Genomic DNA, 19,784 nt, shown 5'->3' on the forward strand with positions numbered 1-19,784 from the left:
CCTCTTGATTCTTACCCTTTCAAGGAGTTTGTGAAGGTTCGACGAGATAGTATGTTTCAGAAAAAATACGTCCAATATCATTGCACTTGTTCTGAAAATCGTCCAGGAAAGCACTGATTCTTTCTACTTTTAACGATCTGATCTTCTGTTCGTCGAACTCATCAATAATTAAATCAAGTGCCGCGTACATTCTCCATGAATAATGCGAAACGCGTCCGCCTTCAAGGGAGATAACCGACTCTCTGATATGATCTATACAGTATTGTATAGATCTTGGGAATGAGAAATCTGAGATAAGGAATGTCAGCACATCCCTTTCATTCATTCTAGGCGGGTACTTCTTCAAGTATTCCTCATAGCCGTTTACGAGCTGTAACGCTGAACGCCAGTAATAATAATTTGTACCTTCAGCTTTCTGTTTATCAGCTGTTGCACGATCATTTAAAATATTTAGGATACGTGCTGTTTTTTCTCCACGTTCAAGCCATTTTGCAACATTAAAGAAGCGGTAGGGTACACCGCGTGACATCATTGAATCCACAATTCCGTGAGATGTCAGTGCTGCAATTTTGACCTTGTTTAAAAAGTGCTGAACATCTCTCAGAGAGCCCTCAGAAATCTTTAATTCAGTCATTTCAAGGTACAGGTTATTCCATACCTCAAACAGGTCATTTGGAATATTATCACGTGTTGTCCTGGCATTTTCCCGTGCATATTTGATACAGCTCAAAATTGAATTTGAGTTATCCTCTGAAAAAGCCAGGTAATCAATCAGGTGATTAGTAGTCATTTTAGGATACACCCGATTAAAATCTTCTACTGAACCGCATATTTCAAGCACTGTTTCCCAGTCGTGACGTGCAAGTGTTTCTTCTGAAGAGGCTTCCAGCATTTGAATCAGCTGAACGCCAAGTACCCGTGCATTATTTTCTGCCCGCTCGATATTCCGTGACATCCAGTAAAGTGAATCAGCTACTCTGCTCAGCATGATTGTCTTCGCCTCCTTTTAGCACCCATGTATCTTTGCCTCCGCCGCCCTGTGAGGAGTTCACAACAAGTGAACCTTCTTTCAATGCCACCCTAGAAAGGCCGCCTGGCAGGACGTGAGTTTTCTTACCTCTCATCACGAATACGCGAAGGTCTACGTGACATGGATAGAAACGCCCATCCTGGAAAGCAGGTGCCCTTGAGAGCTGTATGGTCGGCTGAGCAATATATTGGTGTGGCTCTTCTTCTATTTTTTTTCTGAAACGATCAATTTCTTCATTCGTTGCGTGTGGACCGATCAGCATATCGTAGCCGCCTGAAGCACCAACGTTTTTCACAACAAGCTGATCCAGATTTTCAAGGGCCCACTTTCGCTGTTCAACGTTTCGCATGAAATACGTCTCTACATTCGGAATGATCGGGTCTTCATTTAAATAATAACGGATCATTTCGGGCACAAATGCGTACATCGCTTTATCATCAGCAACGCCATTACCGACTCCATTCAAAATAGAAACGTTTCCTTTTTTATATGCGCTCATCAAGCCTGGCACACCGAGTGCTGAGTCTTTATTGAATACTTGCGGATCAAGAAAATCATCATCGATACGGCGGTAGATAATATCTACCCGCTGCATACCTCTGATTGTTTTGACATAGACAATGTTGTCCCTGACATGAAGATCGCGTCCTTCAACAAGCTCGATACCCATTTGCTGAGCCAGAAATACATGATCATAATATGCTGAATTGTACATCCCCGGTGTCAGGAGTACTGCTCTAGGTTCGTGAAGACAGTTAATGGGGCAATGGTCCAGCACCGCTTCATGCATATGGGAGATTTGATGTTCCAGTGAATGGATACTATGGCGATTAAAAAACTCAGGATATGCCTGACGCATCACATAGCGGTTTTGGTAAACATATGACATACCTGAAGGATTTCGCAGATTATCTTCAAGGACGCGATAAGTACCTTCCTGGTCACGGATCAGGTCAATGCCTGCAAGAAAAATATGATTTTTAAGCGGCACATCTATCCCTGTCACCTGTTTTTTTAAATAATAGGGATTTTGTTCAACAAATTCGCGCGGGATGATGCCGTCTTTGACGATCTCGGCACTATGATAAATATCATCAAGGAATCGGTTAAGCGCCTCAACCCGCTGTTTCATTCCCTTTTCAATCATCGTCCATGTGTCAGGCGGCATGATGATCGGGATAAAATCAAAAGGCATGGTTCTTTCAGTTCCTACATTGTCACTGTATACCGTAAATGTAATGCCCTGCCGCAGAAAACTCAGCTGGGCAGTTTCATGTTTTTCCCGCAGTTCGGATTCACTGAACTGATCCATGATTTTATGAAAGTCCTGATAGTGACTTCTCGTGGTACCGTCCTGTTCTAACATCTCATCATAGTTTCTGTCTGATTGATACGGTTTGAACATGTATCTGTCCCCCTTTTAAATTGACTCTGTAAGCTGGTGGCTTTTTATGCACAGGTGTGTATGTGTGAAGAATTACAAGATTATTCATAGTAAACCTTAGGTTATATTTCAACAAAGCAGGACAAAAATCCTCTAAATTTTCTGAAAACACTTTAACCTTTACCCTTCTTCTTACTTTCTTAAGCAAATGATGGTCAACTTTTGATTTGATTATATCGGATTTGGTAGAATTTAAAGGTGGAGGGATCAATATGACACAAAATGAAATTAAAGAACGGATTGCTGAATTGAAGATGGACTACATTCGTGCCCAGGATGACCTTGAGAAGCTTGAGTCAGTTGGTCGCGATGGTGCTTCTGCGGAGAAGAGACTGACAAGAATTGAAGATGAACTTTCTGAGCTCAGGAAGCTTGAAGAGTAAACAACCACCTGATTGTATATACAATCAGGTGGTTGTTTATTCCCTATTAAAAGAATTTCATATATAATTTGATGATCGAAGATTGAATGAAAGCAGGTAAATCTATGACACTACCTTTTCAGGAACCGGTTCTTGTCTTCGGACTTGCCGTAATTATTTTTTTAATTTCTCCATTCATTATGAGCAAGCTGCGTATTCCAGGTATCATCGGACCAATTATCGCTGGTGTAATTGTCGGTCCGAATGGGTTTGGTTTATTAGAACGCGGAGAAACAATCCAGCTGTTAGGTACTGTAGGACTATTATTTATCATTTTCATAGCCGGGCTTGAGCTTGATATCGAGGGTTTTAAAAAGTACCGGTCAAGAAGCATTCTGTTTGGGTTACTTTCCTTTTTTATACCACTTCTATTCGGGACTGCTCTGGCTTTTTATCTTGGGTTTTCAATTAGTGCTTCAATTCTGCTGGGCTCAATTGTCGGGTCACATACGCTACTCGCATACCCGATTGCATCAAGACTTGGCATTGCAAAAAATAAAGCAGTTACGACAGCCATCGGCGGAACGTTGCTTACAGATACATTCGCCATGCTGGTGCTGGCGGCAGTTGTCGGACTCGCCGGCGGAGATACAAGTGCCGAATTCTGGTTCCGTTTGATCATCTCTACTATTATATTTGGTGTTGTGGTGCTGATAGGAGCACCCCTGACCGCTAAATGGTTTTTCCGTAACTCGAATAATGATGGGCAGATGGAATTCAACTTTGTTCTGGCCGTCATGTTTGTTGCAGGTGCACTGGCATTGGTAGCTGGACTTGAACCGATTATCGGGGCGTTCCTGGCAGGCCTTGCTCTCAACCGGTATATTTATGATCACGGTACTTTAATGAACCGGATCAGATTCACAGGGAACGCATTGTTTATACCTTTTTTCCTGCTGTCAGTCGGAATGCTGATGGATTTATCCGTGCTGGTTTCAAGCATTGATGCATGGATCATGCTTGGCGTTGTACTTGGCTCTGTTCTGCTGGGAAAAGCAATCGCGAGCTTACTTACCAGTAAAATTTATCAATATAACCGACTTGAAAATCTCGTGATCATCGGGCTGACTACACCTCAGGCAGCTGCCACACTTGCAGCAACACTGGTAGGCTTTGAAATTGGTCTTTTGAACGTAGCGACTGTTAACGCAGTCATTGTAATGATTTTACTCACCTGTATCACAGGCCCCTATCTTACTGAAAAATTTGGACGAAAACTGGCTGAAAGCGAAACAGTTGATGCTGCAATGTTAACGGATCAGCGTCCTGAGCGCATTTTGATTCCTGTTGCCAACCCTAAGACAACTGAAACATTGCTAGACCTCAGCTTTGTTGTGAGAAAAGCGAAGGCTTCAACCGAACCCATTTATCCGTTAAGTGTTGTACAGCGCGATGTGAAATCTGTTGAAAATGCCGTGGCAAATGCCGAAAAGATGCTGACTCAGGCAATCGCTTATTCAGCAGGGGCCGAAATTCCGGCAAGATCACTGATTAAGATTGACCGCAATGCAGGTCGTGGAATTGAGCGCGCCGTTGCAGAGGAACGGATCACAACTGTCATCGCAGGCTGGAACGGCAAGAAATCGACAAAGACAAAGCTTTTTGGGAGTGTCATTGATAACTTCCTGGATCACACCAATGAACGCGCAATGATTGTTAAACTTGGGCATCCACTTAATACGACAGACCGAATTGTGCTGTTGATCCCAAGCGGCTCTGACCATAAACCCGGTTTTTCAGATGCACTAGCTATAGTAAAGGGAATGGCTGCACAGCTGAACACTGTACTCGAAGTATTAATAATCCGGGATAAAGCCGAGCCTTATGAAAAGCTGTTATCAGCTATCAAACCAAGTGTCACAACTTATATTCACAGGCTCACCTCCTGGCAGGAACTTTACCGCCAGCCGGTTGAATCATTGCGAAAAAATGATTTGGTTATCGTGATGAGTGCGAGAAAAGGAACAATTGCCTGGCATCCTCAGCTCGATCAGCTGCCAAGCCGTCTGGCAGTTGCAAATCCTGAAAGCTTTATCATCTTTTACCCGACTGAAACTGGCGAAACAGACGTTCGCGGTGCACGCGGGACAGATGTGCCGAAAGAAGTATTATTTAAACGTGATTACGACTAACTTTTTAACCCCCCACTGCAGTCGCAATGAGGGGTTAAGTTTAACTTTGCGCTTCAGCCTGTCTCAGCTTTGTGACAGGCGTTTTTTGGAACAGATTGTGGCGGTCTCTCCACACAAAGAAAAGTGAGAGCAAAAACGCCAGACCATCTGCGATCGGGAAGGCCAGCCATACACCTGTTAATCCTAAGAAGGTTGGAAGGATTAGGACAAGCGGAATTAAAAAGATCAGCTGTCTTGCCATAGACAGGATAAACGATATTTTTGCTTTTCCAAGTGCCTGATACAGTCCGCCTGTGACCATTTGAAAACCAATGATTGGCACGATCAGGAAGATAAAGCGCATCGCCTCTTCCCCCCCTGAAATGACTTCAGGATCTGTAGAAAACACAGACATCATCGCACCCGGGAACAGCATCGTGACAACCCACACGAAGAATGCAAGCGCGGTTGATATACCGATCCCAAGCTTTAAGGTTTCACTGACTCTGTGATGCAGTTTGGCGCCATAATTATATCCGATAATCGGCTGCATGCCCTGCACGATGCCAAACATCGGCAGAATGGCAAACATCATGATGCGGTTAATAATGCCGAAAATCGCCACTGCAGACTCACCGCCATAAATGACAAGCATCCAGTTGACCGCAATAAACATCAGACTTCCTGCAGTCTGGCGTACAAAAGTAGCCGAGCCGATCTGGGTGATTTCACGCACCACACGCCAATCCGGAACAAAGCCGATCCACCTGAATTCAAGCGAACTTTTACCTGCACGGAAGTACAGATAAATCCAGATTGCACCGACAGCCTGTGAAATCACAGTGGCGATCGCAGCCCCTGCCATTCCCATATCCAATACAAAAATAAAAATCGGATCAAGTACAATGTTCAGTCCCGCTGAAATGATCATGGTCATCATCGCCATTTTTGCGTTTCCTTCTGAACGGACCACGTTATTCATCGACATCGCAAAAGCCTGGAATATCGCACCATAGAGAATGATTGATAAATATTCAGCTGCATAAGGTAAGATTTCAGATGTCGCGCCGAATGCGATTAGAATCGGTTCCAAAAACACCAGTGCAGCAACGACCATGATGACACTCAGAAAGCCTACTAGCCAGATGACGTTGCCAAAAATTTTATTGGCTTCATCCATTCGATTCTCACCAAGTCGCCTTGAAATGATAGAAGCTCCGCCGATTCCAATCGCCGCAGCAAAAGCCGTAATGATCAGCTGTAATGGAAATGCAATAGAAAGTGCTGCTACACCGACTGTTCCAACTCCGCGTGCTATAAAGAACGTATCAGCAATGTTATAAAATGCCATGACGAACATTCCGATAAACGCCGGTACAGAAAAACGAACCATCAATGACGGAATTTTTTCAGTTCCTAATCTTTCACTTTGCTGCTTCATTCGTTTTCACCTCTTCCAGACCTTCAACTTCTTTCACTGCGTTCCCAGCCATACGCTTCAGAAGATCAATTGCCGTCTGCTTTTCTTTTTCGCTAAAGCCCTCTGTTAGAATTTCAGTCCAGTGATTCATTTCTTTTTTTATCACTGATTCAATCCCTTTTGCCTTCTCAGTTAAGTAGATCAGATTCGAACGTCTGTCTGATTCATGCGGTATCCGGTCTACATACCCAGCCGTTTCGAGCTTACGAATCGCACGGGCAACAGTCGCTTTATCAATGTTCAGTTCACCTGCCATATGCTCCTGCGTCAGACCATCATGTTCAAAAAGCATCAAGAGAAATTTAATTTGTCCCTGACCGATGCCGTATTCTGCAAATGTTTTGCTTAAAAATATATAGCTGTACCGATGTACGGTTGAAAGCCAGCGTCCCGCTGTATTTGGCGTTTGCATATGTCCATCCCATTTCTTTTAAATATCTCAAATGATTATAATGCCATTTAGTTGCATACGCAACTTTTCACTCTCCGAAATTTTTTGAGTGGCATGAATAGTTCACATCCTATATGATGAAGGAAGACTTTTTATTTTTGGAGGACGAATCACACAATGAGTGTACTAACTGTAAGTAAACTGTCCCATTCATTTGGAGACAAAACGCTTTTTAAAGACGTTTCTTTCCGGCTGTTAGCTGGTGAACATATTGGACTTGTCGGTGCAAATGGCGTTGGTAAATCTACGCTGATGAATATATTAACCGGGGAACTTATTCACGATGAAGGAAAAGTGGAGTGGCTGCCCGGCACGCATTTTGGTTACCTGGATCAGCACACACAGCTGACACCCGGGCGCACCATGCGGGAAACACTTGGAGATGCCTACCTTCCCCTTTTTAAAAAAGAAGAGGAACTGAACGAAATCACAGGTAAAATGGCAGACGCCTCTCCAGAAGAACTTGAAACACTTTTAGAAGACATGGCTGAAATTCAGGATGCACTGGATGCCGGTGATTTCTATACGCTGGATATTAAGATCGAAGAAGTTGCCCGTGGACTTGGCCTCGATGCGATCGGTCTCGACCGTGATGTCGCTGCACTGAGCGGTGGTCAGCGTACGAAGGTTCTTTTGGCTAAACTTTTACTGGAAAAGCCGAAAGTACTGCTGCTGGATGAGCCGACGAACTATCTTGATGTTGAGCACATCCGCTGGCTGTCAATGTATCTGAAGGATTATCCGCATGCATTCCTGCTGATCTCACATGATACGCACTTTATGAATGATACGGTTGATATTATTCTCCATCTGGAGTTTGCCCGTATGAATCGTTACACGGCAAGCTATGATAAATTCATTGAACTTGCTGAACTTCATAAAAACCAGCATGTACAGGCATATGAAAAACAGCAGGAATTTATTAAGAAACAGGAAAACTTTATTGCAAAAAACAAAGCGAGATATTCAACGACCGGCCGCGCAAAAAGCCGTCAGAAGCAGCTTGATCGGATTGAACGGATTGACCGTCCCGAAACTGCTGCAAAACCAACATTCGAATTCAAGGAATCACGCGGAAGCAGCCGCTATGTGATTGAAGCTGAGGATCTTGAAATCGGCTATGACCAGCCGCTTCTCCCGAAAATGACGCTTGATATTGAACGCGGTGAAAAAATTGCGGTTGTCGGCTGTAACGGTGTTGGTAAATCTACGCTGCTGAAAACGATTATGGGAAAAATTGATCCTTTAGGCGGTAAAGTCATTCACGGCGATTTCCTGTTTCCTTCTTATTTCGAACAGGAAATGAAAGCAAAAGCAATCACGCCGATTGAAGATGTGTGGAGCGAGTTTCCTGGTATGGACCAGAACCAGGTGCGTTCTGCCCTGGCGAGATGCGGATTAAAAAATGAACATATTACACGTCAGATGAACCAGCTTTCAGGAGGCGAACAGGCAAAGGTCCGTTTGTGTAAACTGATGATGCATGAAAGTAACTGGCTGCTGTTCGATGAGCCTACAAATCATTTGGATGTGACGGCGAAGGAAGAACTGAAGCGTGCGCTGAAAGCTTATAATGGTACGATTGTGCTTGTTTGCCACGAACCTGATTTTTATGAGGATTGGGCGACGAGAACGTGGAATGTTGAAGAGTGGAGCGAGAAGGTTAACGCATAGGAATTTGCTTCTGAGAAACCGCTGGTCCTTTCCGTGGGGAACTGCGCTTTCCTGCCCCCGGGCGGGAGTCTCCGTCCCCCACTCCAAGGACCAGCTGGATGAGTTTTAACACCTTTCTCACTATTTTTAGTTAGAAAAAAGGGTTTGCTCTGGAAATCTGTCAGCATGACTATATATGTTTAAAAAATAAGCAGAGCCGCGGCTCTGCTTATTTTTTGTTGCCTAATTCTTTTACTTTTGTAGTACAGCTGTCCATGGCTTCTAAGATTGCGCCTCTGAAGCGGTGTTTTTCGAGGGCTTCTGTGGCTGCGATGGTTGCACCGCCGGGTGATGTGACCTGGTCTTTGAGTTCACCGGGGTGTTTGCCGGTGTCGAGGACCATTTTGGCTGCACCGAGTACGGCCTGTGCAGCGAGCCGGTAAGCCTGATCACGTTTCAATCCCTGTCGTACGCCGCCGTCAGCCATGGCTTCGATCATCATGTAGACGTAGGCTGGGGATGAGCCGCTGATAGCCGGGATGCTATCCATGAGGTCTTCTGAGATCACTTCTGTCTTGCCGAATGAACGGAACAATTTCAGCACAGTCTGAAGCTCTTCTTCTGTTACTTCATCATTTACACAGATGGCTGACATCCCTTCTCCCGCAAGTGATGGGGTATTTGGCATCGTTCTGATGACTTTCAACTTTTTGCCGGCAAATGCTGAAATATCTGCTGTTGTGAGCCCGGCTGCAATGGTGATGATGACTGTCGTTTCAGGTAAATGTGCTTTGATTTCCTGCAATATCTGCTTGTGCAAACCAGGGACGATTCCTAAAAATAACAGGTCAGCTTCAGCAGCTACTTTACTGTTGTCGCCGGTTACTTCAATACCAAATTGATCTGATACTTTTACTCTTGTTTCTTTTGTAGTCGCGCTCGCAATAATGGAAGACGCTTTGACTGTTTTAGAACGGATCATTCCGCCAATCATCGCCTGAGCCATTTTTCCGCACCCGATAAAACCGATTTGTGTCATGTGATCCTCCTATTTTTTTGCCCTTGAGCTAATGTATAAAATGCCAGCCGTAACGACCGCAATCGTAACAACAGTTAAAATCAGCGATGTGCTGAATAACGGAAACCCCTCCATTGTCCATCTCCCTTTCAACCCGGTTTTGTTTACTTACTATCTCACATTTTCCCTGAAAGAACTATCTAAAACGCTGTCATTTTATCGCTTTTAAAAGGCATGAAGAGCGATTGGAGCTGCCAGACCCGGGACGAATCTGACATCAAATTAGCCGGGTTGCTACCGGCCGCCCGTGTGATTGCTACAAGTTCCCAGGTATATCATCGCTACCTCACAGATGTCGAATGCTACCTTCCCGGCAGGAACAGTGACCCGGGAAGCGACTGTCATATAAAATTTACAAAAAAACTAATCTTCAAGGGTTGCGCATATAAGTATATGCCTATATACTAATCAGCGGATGAACAATATATTATAAAATAAGGAGGTGCAGCCATGCTCGCAAAAGAAGCCATTTCAATTGATAAAGCTTCAACCGCTTTAAAACTGATGGGCGATAAAACACGTCTGACCATGCTTCGAATTCTTGCCGATCACGATTGCTGCGTGTGTGAATTCGTTGAAATCTTCCAGATGAGTCAACCATCGGTCAGTCAACATGTCCGAAAAATGAAGGATATCGGCATGATCAAGGAGCAGCGAAAAGGACAATGGATTGTATACTCGTTAGATGAATCCTTTGAAGGCTATGATATGATCCGCAGCATTTTAGAACAGCTGCCTGCACAGGATCATCATCTTGAACAGCTGATCGAAAAAGGGAAACGTGTTTCCTGTAACTAAAACTAAAGGAGCCTCGTCATGGATGTATTTTTAGCAATATTAATTTTTCTTATTACACTGACCCTGGTTATCTGGCAGCCTAAGGGACTCGGCATTGGCTATTCTGCAATGGGTGGTGCGATTATTGCTCTGATTATCGGAGTTGTATCCATGCAGGATGTAGCTGACGTGACGGCGATTGTATGGAACGCTACACTGACATTCGTCGCACTCATCATTATTTCACTCATTTTAGATGAGATCGGATTTTTCGAATGGGCTGCGCTTCACATGGCACGTTTTGCTAAAGGCAGCGGGATCAGAATGTTTATTTATGTGACATTACTTGGCGCAGTAGTTGCAGCCTTCTTCGCAAATGATGGTGCTGCACTGATATTAACGCCAATTGTACTCGCAATGGTGCGAAACCTGAACTTCAAAGAAGCGATGATCTTACCATTCATTATGGCCAGCGGATTTATCGCTGATACAGCTTCCCTTCCGCTGATCGTCAGTAACCTGGTCAATATCGTTTCTGCTGATGTGTTTGGTATCGGTTTTGCAGAGTATGCGAGCCGGATGATCATACCAAACTTCTTCAGTATCGGAGCAAGTATCCTGGTGCTTTGGCTGTTTTTCCGTAAAAGCATCCCGGAAAATTATGATTTATCACAGCTTCGAAAGCCGCAGGAAGCACTCAAGGATCCAAAGATGTTCCGCCTTTCATGGGGCGTTCTGGCGATTCTGCTTGTTGGATATTTTACAAGCGAATTTGCTGAAATTCCGGTCTCTATTATCGCTGGTATCATTGCGATTATCTTTCTATTAATTGCAAGAAAAAGTCCCGCAGTGAATACTACAACTGTTGTAAAAGATGCTCCATGGGCAATTGTATTTTTCTCAATCGGAATGTACGTTGTCGTTTATGGACTCAGAAATGTGGGCTTGACCAGCCTGCTTGCTGATGTGCTTGATGCAACAGCTGATCACGGTCTGCTTGCCGCAACAATGGGAATGGGTTTCATTGCTGCATTTCTGTCTTCCATCATGAATAACATGCCGACCGTCATGATTGACGCGCTGGCGATTCAGGAAACGTCGACAACCGGGGCAGTAAGAGAAGCATTGATTTATGCAAACGTCATTGGTTCTGACCTTGGACCGAAGATTACACCAATCGGTTCACTCGCTACACTATTATGGCTGCATGTATTAAGCAAAAAAGGCTTCAACATCAGCTGGGGCTACTACTTCAAAGTCGGAATTATCCTGACCATCCCAACACTGTTTATCACATTGTTCGGACTGTACTTGTGGCTGCTGATTATTTTATAAGAAGATATTTTAATAAACCGCTGCCCCTCTCCGTGGAGGACTGCGCTTTCCTGCCCCCGGGCGGTGAGCCTCCTCGAGCTTCGCTCTGCGGGGTCTCACCTGTCCCTTCCTGGGGCGGGAGTCTCCGTCCTCCACTCCGAGGGGTCAGCTGGATTTATCTTAATTAAAGCAACAATTTTATTAAAAAGTATATAAAATTTCCACAGCGGTGATCGCAGTGGAAGGCGGCGACTCCAGCGCGATAAGCGTGACAGCTGAGACCCCACAGGCGCAGGGCGCCGAGGAGGCTCAGCGCACGCCGCGCGGAAAGCGTCCGCCTGAAACGGAGATCAACCGCCCACTTATTAAAAAACAATCAAAGAGGAGTGTTTTTCATGTCTAAAAAAACGTTATATTTTCTATGTACAGGTAATTCCTGCCGAAGCCAGATGGCTGAGGGTTGGGGGAAGAAATATTTAAGCGATGAGTGGAATGTACTTAGCGCAGGTCTTGAAGCACACGGGCTGAATCCAAATGCCGTGAAAGCAATGAATGAAGCAGGAATAGATATTTCAAACCAATCTTCTGACACAATTGACCCTGAAATCCTGAACAGTGCAGATCTGGTGGTTACACTTTGCGGCCATGCTGCAGACCACTGTCCTGTTACACCACCGCACGTAACACGCGAGCACTGGGGCTTTGATGACCCTGCTAAAGCTGAAGGCACAGAAGAAGAGAAATGGGCGTTCTTCCAGCGTGTTCGTGATGAGATTGGTTCAAGAATTAAAGAATTTGCTGAGACTGGCAAGTAAGCTTCAGCTAAACGTTTACAATTAAAGCAGCCCTCTTATATAGAGGGTTTTTGCTTATCACAAGGAGGGCTTTTCATGAAAAGTATCACGATATTTGATCCGGCGATGTGCTGTTCAACTGGTGTGTGCGGACCGAGTGTGGATCCTGAATTGACTCGTGTAGCAAATGCACTGTTCAAGCTTGAGCAAAATGGTGTGGAAGTTAACCGCTACAATCTTGCAAATGATCCTGCAGCTTTCGTTGAAAATCACGAGGCTAAATCATTTTTAGAAGATAAAGGGATTGATTCACTTCCGCTTATTTATATAAATGGTGAGCAGTTTGCTGAAGGGACTTATCCTTCAAACAGCGAACTTGCAGATGCATTCGGCCTGGAAGAAGACCAGCTTGTAAAGAAAAAGCCGAAGCTGACGATTGACCTGAAACAGATTTAACAGGAGGTCCTGATGATGTATTCACGATTCGACCCTTTAGAACAGGCATTTTCAAGATATTTGTTTTTCACCGGAAAAGGCGGCGTCGGCAAAACTTCCACTGCTTCAGCCACTGCGATCGCTCTTGCAGAAGCAGGTAAGAAAGTGCTGATCGTCAGTACAGATCCGGCGTCAAATCTGCAGGATGTGCTTGAGCAGGAAATCCCTTCTGAGCCGGTAGCGGTTAAAGTTGCCAACCTTTTTGCATGCAATATCAACCCTGAAGAAGCAGCACGGCAATATCGCGAGCGTGTCATCGGACCATATCGCGGCGTTTTACCTGATGATGCAGTTGCCTCGATGGAAGAGCAGCTGTCGGGTGCATGTACGGTTGAAATGGCAGCATTTGACGAGTTCACCTCACTGCTCGTAAATGATGAATATTCAAGCTTCGATCATATCGTGTTCGACACAGCCCCAACCGGACATACACTCAGACTGCTGGCATTGCCTGCAGCGTGGAGCGGATTCCTTGAAACAAGCACACACGGCGTTTCATGCCTTGGTCCTTTATCCGGTCTGAGTGAAAAGAAGCAGTCTTATGAAAAGAGCTTAAGCGTTCTTTCTGATGTTTCGCAAACATCTTTATTTCTCGTAACCCGCCCTGACAGCAGTGCAATTAAAGAGGCAATGAGAGCTTCTGAAGAGTTAAAAGCAACTGGCATGGATCATCAGCATTTAATCATTAACGGCTTTGCTGATTTTAATACGAATGATTCTGTTGCACAGCAGTTTCAGGAGCGTCAGCAGGACGCTTTAAAGAATCTTTCATTTCCTGTTGAAAAAACGTTCATGCTGCCTTATACAAGCAGATCTCTTACAGGTTTTTCATCACTCAGCTCGTGGATAAAGAGTCTCCCGGAAACCGAAACTTTTACTGCTTCAGCCGAATCGGACACCCATTCACTTGATCAGTACGTACAGCACTTAGTCAAAGGGAACAAAAAGTTAGTGATGACAATGGGTAAAGGCGGCGTCGGTAAAACAACTGTTGCAGCTTCTGTTGCACTCAAGCTTGCGGAAAAAGGATTTACTGTTCATTTAACAACAACTGATCCCGCTGACCATTTGACAAACCTATTTAAGGACCATAAACTGGAATCGCTGACAGTTTCAAATATAAACCCAAAAGAAGTGACAGCTGCATATACTGAAAAAGTACTGTCGGATGCAGGTGAACTTTCAGCAGAGGAACGCGAATATCTTGAAGAAGACCTGCGTTCACCGTGCACAGAAGAAATTGCAGTTTTCAGGGCGTTTGCAGATACAGTTGCGGATGAACAATATGATTTCATCGTGATGGATACTGCACCAACAGGTCATACGCTGTTATTACTTGATGCAGCTGAGTCTTATCATAAAGAAGTGGAACGCACTTCCGCAGACGTACCAAACGTCAAAAAACTGCTGCCTGCTTTGAGAAATCCGGATCACACGAGCATTGCCATTGTGACGCTTGCAGAAGCAACACCGGTACTGGAAGCAGCCCGCCTGTCAGAAGATCTGCAGCGCGCTGACATTCAACCTGACTGGTGGATTGTGAATCAATCCTTACTTGCTTCCGGAACGAATGAACCTATTCTGAAAAACCGGTCTGCTGTTGAAGCAAAATGGATTAACAAAGTATGCGCCATGAGTGCGGACACGGCTTTACTACCCTGGACAGCAAATCCCCTGAGCGAACAGCTGCCAGTTTAAAGATTGAAAGGAGCAAATTTCATCATGATTATTACTGATATTGCAAAAGAAGCGTTCAAAGAATTATTTCACCAGCACGAAGCAGAAAACGTGCGTGTTTTCTTTGCGGGACAAGGATGCGGTGCACCACAACTCGGAATCGCACTGGACCAGCCGGAAGAAAATGACGTGATTCAGACAGTCAATGGCATCAAAGTCGCCATCGACCCGCAAATCCTCTTCATCACAGAAGACATCACACTCGACGTCCAGGACACACCCGAAGGCAGAGGCATAGTGATGTCAGGAATGCCAGAAAGTGATTGCTGTTAATTAGAAAAGTGGATGGCGCTCGTTCAGCTCCGACAGGCATAAGACGCGGACCGGAAAACGGGTGAACTTTCCCGTTTACCGATGCGTGGCTTATGACCCGAGGAGTTAGCGCCTGGAACTGGACAAATAGAAAAGCGGAGGCGAGCGTTTAGGGGCGTACACGTTGGACTGAAGCGCCGGAGATAAAGGAAACACGGTGAACGCAGTGAACCGATGTTGACTTCTCGGACAGAGCTGAAGGAAACGTGCCAGCCCCTGCGAGCCGGAGCTGGAATATTGAAAAAGATCCAAAGCCGTATGGGTTTTGGATCTTTTTTGATGTCCCGATTAATCGAAACGCCTGACTCCGATTCTCATGGTGTTCAGCTTTCGCTCGAAGGGGCTTTCCTATTAACAGCACTTCTCCTTTTTCACTTCAACAATCTTCACTTTACAGCAATCATCTTTCTTAACCGGTTTTACAATAGAAAGCAATTTTTTCAACATGATCTGTCACCTCCTTTAAATGAAATAAAAGATAAATCCTGATAAAGATGCCATGGTCAGTACCGATAAGATAAAAACAACAACGAGTTGTATATTAAATATTGATTTTAACAGCACAACTTCCGGCAGACTGGCACCTGCTGAACTGATAAGGAGCGCCATAATCGGTCCAAGTGCCATTCCTTTTAAAAGGAGAACCTGAGAAATCGGAATCATGCTTGAGAGCCTGATGTATAAAGGAATTCCGAGGAGTGCTGCTAGCGGAATCAGCCACCATGCCCGATGTCCAAAGTTTGCAGCGATCCATTCGGCCGGCACAAGTCCGTGTATGCCTGCGCCAATCGCAGCACCGACCATTAAAAAAGGAAAAACTGATTTCATCATATCTCCCGTTTCCTTTAACGCCCGCTTTACATCCCATTTCTTCTGTACTGATTCATACCCTTCCACCATGACCGGCTTTACGTACTTTTCAAAGCCGAACCGCTCCAGTGTAAAACCGAGTACGATAGAGAAAACCATCGTCACAACCGTGTAAATTGCAGCGGTTTGCCATCCGAGTATGACACCCATCACAGTCAAAATTGTGGGATCAAGCAATGGTGATGCAAACAGAAAAACCATTGTTAATCCGAATGGCACTTTATTACGCAGCATGTTCACAACGACCGGTATGGTTGAGCATGAACAAAATGGCGTGATAAATGCAAACACAATAGCGAACATCCCCGCCTTCCATTTCGAACGTGTACGCAGATAGTGCTCTACTTTTTCATATGGAATGAATGACTGCAGCAGTGAAAGTACGAATGAAATAACAACAAACAATACAGTCAGTTCCAACGCAATCCATAAAAATGATTCTAACAATTGACTCACTCCTTATATCAACTTTTTTTGATTAATAAATCAAATTTATTTGATGTTAAATACACACTCCCGGGCTCATAGCCTGCATGTTTCGGGAGCATAACTTTTCAACTGCAGCAATCATCATTTCTGAATAGACAGCACAATGCGGGTGATAACACTTCATTGATCCCCTCATCATTTATTGAATAGTAATTCCACGTACCCTTCTTCTCCACATTCAAAAACCCGGCATCAAGCAGCTGTTTTAAATGATAAGACAGTTTTGACTGAGGCATATCAATATACTCTGCAAGATCACACACACACAGTGAACGGTGCTGTTGAATCAGGTGCAAAATTTCCAATCGTTTCTGATCGGCCAATGCTTTAAATTTTTTTTCATACTTCATAAATGTTTCTTCATTTGGAGCAATGACTGGTGCTGACATATGAACACTCCTTTTTAAATCAAATTTATTTGATGTATAATCTATCATATGCTTGCGTTTTGACATTGTCAATCACTAAATCAAATTTTTTTGATTTATATTTTGATTAAATTTTATACTCTAGGAAATTAACGGACAGACTGAGACAATAGTCTAAAAATCAACTATGTTTAGCGCAATATTTTAAGCTCTACTCTCGAAGGTGAACGGAGCGGAAGTCGATGACTCCGGCATGAGAAGACGGACAGGTGAGACCCCGCAGTGCAAAGCACGAGGAGGCTCACCGCCGTCCATGCGGAAAGCTTCCGACTGGAGCGCAGTGAACCGGTTACTGAAAATGAATCTATGAATTTACCACTGTATACTCACGCTCAAGCTTCTTCTTCAAAAACTTCGCAAGTTCGAGCATACCATAAGTGCCGTGCACTGCTTCAGCATCAGCGTTGTAATTGGTATTCGTATTTATGTCATACACATAAATCTCGCCATCAGCATCCTTGATAAACTCGATACCGGCAACTGCGATATCGTTTTTAGATAAGAAATATTCAAGCTGCGTGATCAGCAGTGGCTCGTTAAAATCTTTTACCACTTGGAACTTTGGCTTCTCCTCTGTTTCTTCTCCAACAGGACAGAACAGATCATCAATTTGGCAGGCATCTGCCGGGCAAAGCTCGAAACCTTCTGAAGTATCCACGCGGACTGCATAGACAAACTTCCCGCCAACAAACTCACAGCGTGTAATATAAGATTCCGGTGACACAATATAATCCTGAATCAGCGTAACCCCATCAATCGGCAGTTCAAAATCATCACTGTTCACATATTGCTTCAATGCGTCGATTGAATGAAAAAGCTGAACACCCAGTCCTTTACCTGCACGGTTATGCTTTGTAATAAACGAATTTTTACCGAGTTTTTCTGCAGCTTCAATAATCTGTTCACGTCCCACTGCCGCAATCGTATCCGGCGTTTTAATGCCATTTAGCTGAAGTGCAGTATATTGATTTACTTTACTTACTTCAAGACGCAGTGCACGCGATCCATTCAACACTGTTCGGCCGTGCTGTTCAAGCCAGGCGAGTACAGATTCAGTTAATTCCGGTGCAAAACGGTGGCCGCGTGTGTGCGAAGAAGCACTCATTCTGCTGTAAAAAATCCCTTCCGGCGGCTCTTCAGTTAAATCTACGATACCCTGATCCAAATGCCATACTTCATAAGGTACATTCAGTTCATCCAGCCTCTTTGTCAGATGAACGGTCCACTCATCATTCTCGTGCAGTATATAAGCTTTACTCATAATGTTTCCCTCCTAAATGTTGAGCTCATGCTGAAGCTTTCTCTTTTTCTCCACCAGTGGCATTACTTTCTCAGAAAAACGTTTCATCTCTTCAAGCTGTGGAGAGAATTGAAGCAGCAATAGATCCAGTCCCACATTTTCAAATGCAACAATACGTTCTGCAATCTGCTCAGGTGTACCGATCAGGTTTGGTCTGAGACCCCGGTTTGAAACGGAATAATCCATCAGCTTCACCTGCTGCTCCAGCTGAGATTTGCTCACGAAATCGTTGTAGCCTGCATATCCGCTGACATCCTTTACATCGGTAATTCTTTCAAGTTCAGCCTGCACTTCTTCCTCCGTGTCACGGCAAATGATGAATGCTGCCATCCCGAATGAACCAAATGACTCTTTATCAGCTGCGGCTCTGCGTGTCTTCATATCGGAAATTTTCGCTTCAATTTCTTCAAGTGTCCCGCCGTGCATGACGTATGAATCACAGTTTTCGACAATCGACTGCTTGCCACGCGGACTTTCACCACCTGCATATAAGATAGGGTTCGGCCGCTGAACCGGTTTCGGCTCAAGTTTTGTATTTTCGATATCATAATATTTACCTTTGAAGCTGAATGTGTCTTCTGACCACAATCCTTTTAAAACCGTTAAAAATTCATCTGTACGTTCATAGCGTTCGTCATGCTCGGTGAATGCACCGCCATACTGTTTCGCTTCCTCAGCCCACCAGGCAGATACAACATTCAGTGTAAAACGTCCATTAGAAATATGATCAATATTTGAAGCCATTTTAGCTGCAATCGCCGGATTATGAAAGCCCGGACGAACTGCTGTCATAATTTCAATTTTTTCTGTTACTGCTGCCAGCGCAGCGGCTGTTGACCAGGCTTCAATTGAGTCACGCTCAGGTCCTTTTATATCGTTCAGGTACAGTTCAGCAATGAGTGTCGTGTCGTATCCCCACATCTCTGCTGACTGAGTCACTTTTTTCGCATAATCAAATGTCGGGGGCATATTCTCATCTTCCACATTACGCAGCCAACCGCCGAATATCGGAAGCCAAAAACCATATTTCATACAGATACACTCTCCTTGTCTCATACTTAAAATAAAAGCTATGTTAAAGTGGGCTGTTGATTTCCGCTTCAGGCGGATGCTTTCCGCGGCCGGGCGCAGGAGTCACCGCCTTACGCTCCAATCACAGCTGTGCAGAAACAACACTGGACTTTAACATAGATAAAATAAAAAAACTCCCTCTGCGACAGACAGAAGAAGAAACCTTTTACTCCTGTCTTATCTTTCAGGCAAAAACGCCTGATGGATGTAGCACCTTTCTGACAAAGTCAGCGGTTGCCGGGCTTCACAGGGCCATGTCCCTCCACCACTCTCGATAAGAGCTATTCACTTTAATACGCTAATCCTATAACATCACTTGGTATTAGTCAAGACCCAATGTGTGAATTTTCAAATCTATTCGCCGGGCGAAATACAAACGACCTGCTTGAGTCAGATCGGGAGCTGAGATAGTGAATTTAGAGAAGTTTAATGATAAGTCGTGTTGAGCCAATTATTCCTGAAGACGAGCTAAATTAGCCTGGATGATACAAATACCACAGCATGTGATTCAATAAGACCGGCCATGCC

Annotated in this window: 18 protein-coding genes and 1 riboswitch; of the genes, 9 read left to right on the plus strand and 9 right to left on the minus strand. The window is 44.4% G+C overall.

The window, feature by feature from the left end:
* Window positions 1-19: 19 nt before the first annotated feature.
* Window positions 20-988 carry an alpha-E domain-containing protein gene (locus E2626_RS17360; protein WP_244094330.1) on the minus strand — a complete coding sequence of 323 codons (969 nt, stop codon included), beginning with the start codon at window positions 986-988 and terminating at the stop codon, window positions 20-22.
* Window positions 969-2,435: a circularly permuted type 2 ATP-grasp protein gene (locus E2626_RS13140; RefSeq protein WP_134382238.1), complete on the minus strand. Its 1,467-nt coding sequence runs from the start codon at window positions 2,433-2,435 to the stop codon at window positions 969-971. The genes E2626_RS17360 and E2626_RS13140 overlap by 20 nt, the downstream gene beginning before the upstream one ends.
* A gap of 251 nt (window positions 2,436-2,686) precedes the next feature.
* Between E2626_RS13140 and E2626_RS17245 the strand changes: the two genes are divergently transcribed.
* Window positions 2,687-2,857, plus strand: a complete 171-nt coding sequence (locus E2626_RS17245) for an SE1832 family protein (protein ID WP_166786826.1) — start codon at window positions 2,687-2,689, stop codon at window positions 2,855-2,857.
* A 104-nt stretch (window positions 2,858-2,961) separates the two neighbouring features.
* Window positions 2,962-5,028, plus strand: coding sequence for a cation:proton antiporter (locus E2626_RS13145; RefSeq protein WP_134382239.1), 2,067 nt, complete (start codon window positions 2,962-2,964; stop codon window positions 5,026-5,028).
* 40 nt (window positions 5,029-5,068) lie between these two features.
* Here the strand turns inward: E2626_RS13145 and E2626_RS13150 are convergent, their stop codons facing one another.
* On the minus strand, window positions 5,069-6,448 hold the full coding sequence (locus E2626_RS13150; protein ID WP_134382240.1) for an MATE family efflux transporter: 1,380 nt from the start codon (window positions 6,446-6,448) through the stop codon (window positions 5,069-5,071).
* Window positions 6,432-6,899, minus strand: coding sequence for a MarR family winged helix-turn-helix transcriptional regulator (locus tag E2626_RS13155; protein ID WP_134382241.1), 468 nt, complete (start codon window positions 6,897-6,899; stop codon window positions 6,432-6,434). The genes E2626_RS13150 and E2626_RS13155 overlap by 17 nt, the downstream gene beginning before the upstream one ends.
* 156 nt (window positions 6,900-7,055) lie before the next feature.
* Here E2626_RS13155 and E2626_RS13160 point away from each other — a divergent pair, with 156 nt between their 5' ends.
* On the plus strand, window positions 7,056-8,612 hold the full coding sequence (locus E2626_RS13160; protein ID WP_134382242.1) for an ABC-F family ATP-binding cassette domain-containing protein: 1,557 nt from the start codon (window positions 7,056-7,058) through the stop codon (window positions 8,610-8,612).
* Between the two features lie 208 nt (window positions 8,613-8,820).
* Here E2626_RS13160 and proC read toward each other — a convergent pair whose 3' ends face one another.
* On the minus strand, window positions 8,821-9,630 hold the full coding sequence (gene proC, locus E2626_RS13165) for a pyrroline-5-carboxylate reductase (RefSeq protein ID WP_134382243.1): 810 nt from the start codon (window positions 9,628-9,630) through the stop codon (window positions 8,821-8,823).
* A gap of 489 nt (window positions 9,631-10,119) precedes the next feature.
* Between proC and E2626_RS13170 the strand changes: the two genes are divergently transcribed.
* From E2626_RS13170 to E2626_RS13195, 6 genes are all read left to right on the plus strand, one after another.
* Window positions 10,120-10,467, plus strand: a complete 348-nt coding sequence (locus E2626_RS13170) for an ArsR/SmtB family transcription factor (protein ID WP_134382244.1) — start codon at window positions 10,120-10,122, stop codon at window positions 10,465-10,467.
* 18 nt (window positions 10,468-10,485) lie between these two features.
* On the plus strand, window positions 10,486-11,781 hold the full coding sequence (locus tag E2626_RS13175) for an arsenic transporter (RefSeq protein WP_134382245.1): 1,296 nt from the start codon (window positions 10,486-10,488) through the stop codon (window positions 11,779-11,781).
* Window positions 11,782-12,155: 374 nt separating this feature from the next.
* On the plus strand, window positions 12,156-12,575 hold the full coding sequence (gene arsC / locus E2626_RS13180; protein ID WP_134382246.1) for an arsenate reductase (thioredoxin): 420 nt from the start codon (window positions 12,156-12,158) through the stop codon (window positions 12,573-12,575).
* Window positions 12,576-12,650: 75 nt separating this feature from the next.
* Entirely contained in the window at window positions 12,651-13,010 is a 360-nt protein-coding gene (gene arsD, locus E2626_RS13185) for an arsenite efflux transporter metallochaperone ArsD (RefSeq protein ID WP_134382247.1), read from the plus strand.
* Window positions 13,011-13,025: 15 nt separating this feature from the next.
* Entirely contained in the window at window positions 13,026-14,747 is a 1,722-nt protein-coding gene (gene arsA / locus E2626_RS13190; protein WP_134382248.1) for an arsenical pump-driving ATPase, read from the plus strand.
* Window positions 14,748-14,771: 24 nt separating this feature from the next.
* Window positions 14,772-15,059 (plus strand): iron-sulfur cluster assembly accessory protein, encoded by a 288-nt coding sequence (locus E2626_RS13195; RefSeq protein WP_134382249.1) that lies wholly within the window; start codon window positions 14,772-14,774, stop codon window positions 15,057-15,059.
* Between the two features lie 501 nt (window positions 15,060-15,560).
* Here E2626_RS13195 and E2626_RS13200 read toward each other — a convergent pair.
* The 4 genes from E2626_RS13200 to E2626_RS13215 all read right to left on the minus strand — a co-directional run bounded on the left by E2626_RS13200 (window position 15,561) and on the right by E2626_RS13215 (window position 19,217).
* Window positions 15,561-16,424 (minus strand): permease, encoded by an 864-nt coding sequence (locus tag E2626_RS13200; protein WP_134382250.1) that lies wholly within the window; start codon window positions 16,422-16,424, stop codon window positions 15,561-15,563.
* 98 nt (window positions 16,425-16,522) lie between these two features.
* Complete coding sequence (locus E2626_RS13205; RefSeq protein WP_424955135.1) at window positions 16,523-16,846, minus strand: ArsR/SmtB family transcription factor; 324 nt, start codon at window positions 16,844-16,846, stop codon at window positions 16,523-16,525.
* Window positions 16,847-17,189: 343 nt separating this feature from the next.
* Entirely contained in the window at window positions 17,190-18,146 is a 957-nt protein-coding gene (locus tag E2626_RS13210) for an ATP-grasp domain-containing protein (protein ID WP_134382251.1), read from the minus strand.
* A 12-nt stretch (window positions 18,147-18,158) separates the two neighbouring features.
* The gene (locus E2626_RS13215; protein WP_134382252.1) at window positions 18,159-19,217 is read right to left on the minus strand and encodes an LLM class flavin-dependent oxidoreductase; all 1,059 of its coding nucleotides are present in this window, start codon (window positions 19,215-19,217) and stop codon (window positions 18,159-18,161) included.
* A 213-nt stretch (window positions 19,218-19,430) separates the two neighbouring features.
* Window positions 19,431-19,537: riboswitch (SAM riboswitch) on the minus strand.
* Window positions 19,538-19,784 lie beyond the last annotated feature (247 nt).

Origin of the sequence: Jeotgalibacillus salarius (assembly GCF_004405125.1) — a bacterium.
GTDB lineage: Bacteria > Bacillota > Bacilli > Bacillales > Jeotgalibacillaceae > Jeotgalibacillus > Jeotgalibacillus salarius.

What these genes read in the sequence shown, in the direction of transcription:
- E2626_RS17360 (WP_244094330.1), bottom strand. Translation starts at nt 988, where the DNA reads ATGCTGAGCAGAGTAGCTGATTCACTTTACTGGATGTCACGGAATATC.
- E2626_RS13140 (WP_134382238.1), bottom strand. Translation starts at nt 2,435, where the DNA reads ATGTTCAAACCGTATCAATCAGACAGAAACTATGATGAGATGTTAGAA.
- E2626_RS17245 (WP_166786826.1), top strand. Translation starts at nt 2,687, where the DNA reads ATGACACAAAATGAAATTAAAGAACGGATTGCTGAATTGAAGATGGAC.
- E2626_RS13145 (WP_134382239.1), top strand. Translation starts at nt 2,962, where the DNA reads ATGACACTACCTTTTCAGGAACCGGTTCTTGTCTTCGGACTTGCCGTA.
- E2626_RS13150 (WP_134382240.1), bottom strand. Translation starts at nt 6,448, where the DNA reads ATGAAGCAGCAAAGTGAAAGATTAGGAACTGAAAAAATTCCGTCATTG.
- E2626_RS13155 (WP_134382241.1), bottom strand. Translation starts at nt 6,899, where the DNA reads ATGCAAACGCCAAATACAGCGGGACGCTGGCTTTCAACCGTACATCGG.
- E2626_RS13160 (WP_134382242.1), top strand. Translation starts at nt 7,056, where the DNA reads ATGAGTGTACTAACTGTAAGTAAACTGTCCCATTCATTTGGAGACAAA.
- proC (WP_134382243.1), bottom strand. Translation starts at nt 9,630, where the DNA reads ATGACACAAATCGGTTTTATCGGGTGCGGAAAAATGGCTCAGGCGATG.
- E2626_RS13170 (WP_134382244.1), top strand. Translation starts at nt 10,120, where the DNA reads ATGCTCGCAAAAGAAGCCATTTCAATTGATAAAGCTTCAACCGCTTTA.
- E2626_RS13175 (WP_134382245.1), top strand. Translation starts at nt 10,486, where the DNA reads ATGGATGTATTTTTAGCAATATTAATTTTTCTTATTACACTGACCCTG.
- arsC (WP_134382246.1), top strand. Translation starts at nt 12,156, where the DNA reads ATGTCTAAAAAAACGTTATATTTTCTATGTACAGGTAATTCCTGCCGA.
- arsD (WP_134382247.1), top strand. Translation starts at nt 12,651, where the DNA reads ATGAAAAGTATCACGATATTTGATCCGGCGATGTGCTGTTCAACTGGT.
- arsA (WP_134382248.1), top strand. Translation starts at nt 13,026, where the DNA reads ATGTATTCACGATTCGACCCTTTAGAACAGGCATTTTCAAGATATTTG.
- E2626_RS13195 (WP_134382249.1), top strand. Translation starts at nt 14,772, where the DNA reads ATGATTATTACTGATATTGCAAAAGAAGCGTTCAAAGAATTATTTCAC.
- E2626_RS13205 (WP_424955135.1), bottom strand. Translation starts at nt 16,846, where the DNA reads ATGTCAGCACCAGTCATTGCTCCAAATGAAGAAACATTTATGAAGTAT.
- E2626_RS13210 (WP_134382251.1), bottom strand. Translation starts at nt 18,146, where the DNA reads ATGAGTAAAGCTTATATACTGCACGAGAATGATGAGTGGACCGTTCAT.
- E2626_RS13215 (WP_134382252.1), bottom strand. Translation starts at nt 19,217, where the DNA reads ATGAAATATGGTTTTTGGCTTCCGATATTCGGCGGTTGGCTGCGTAAT.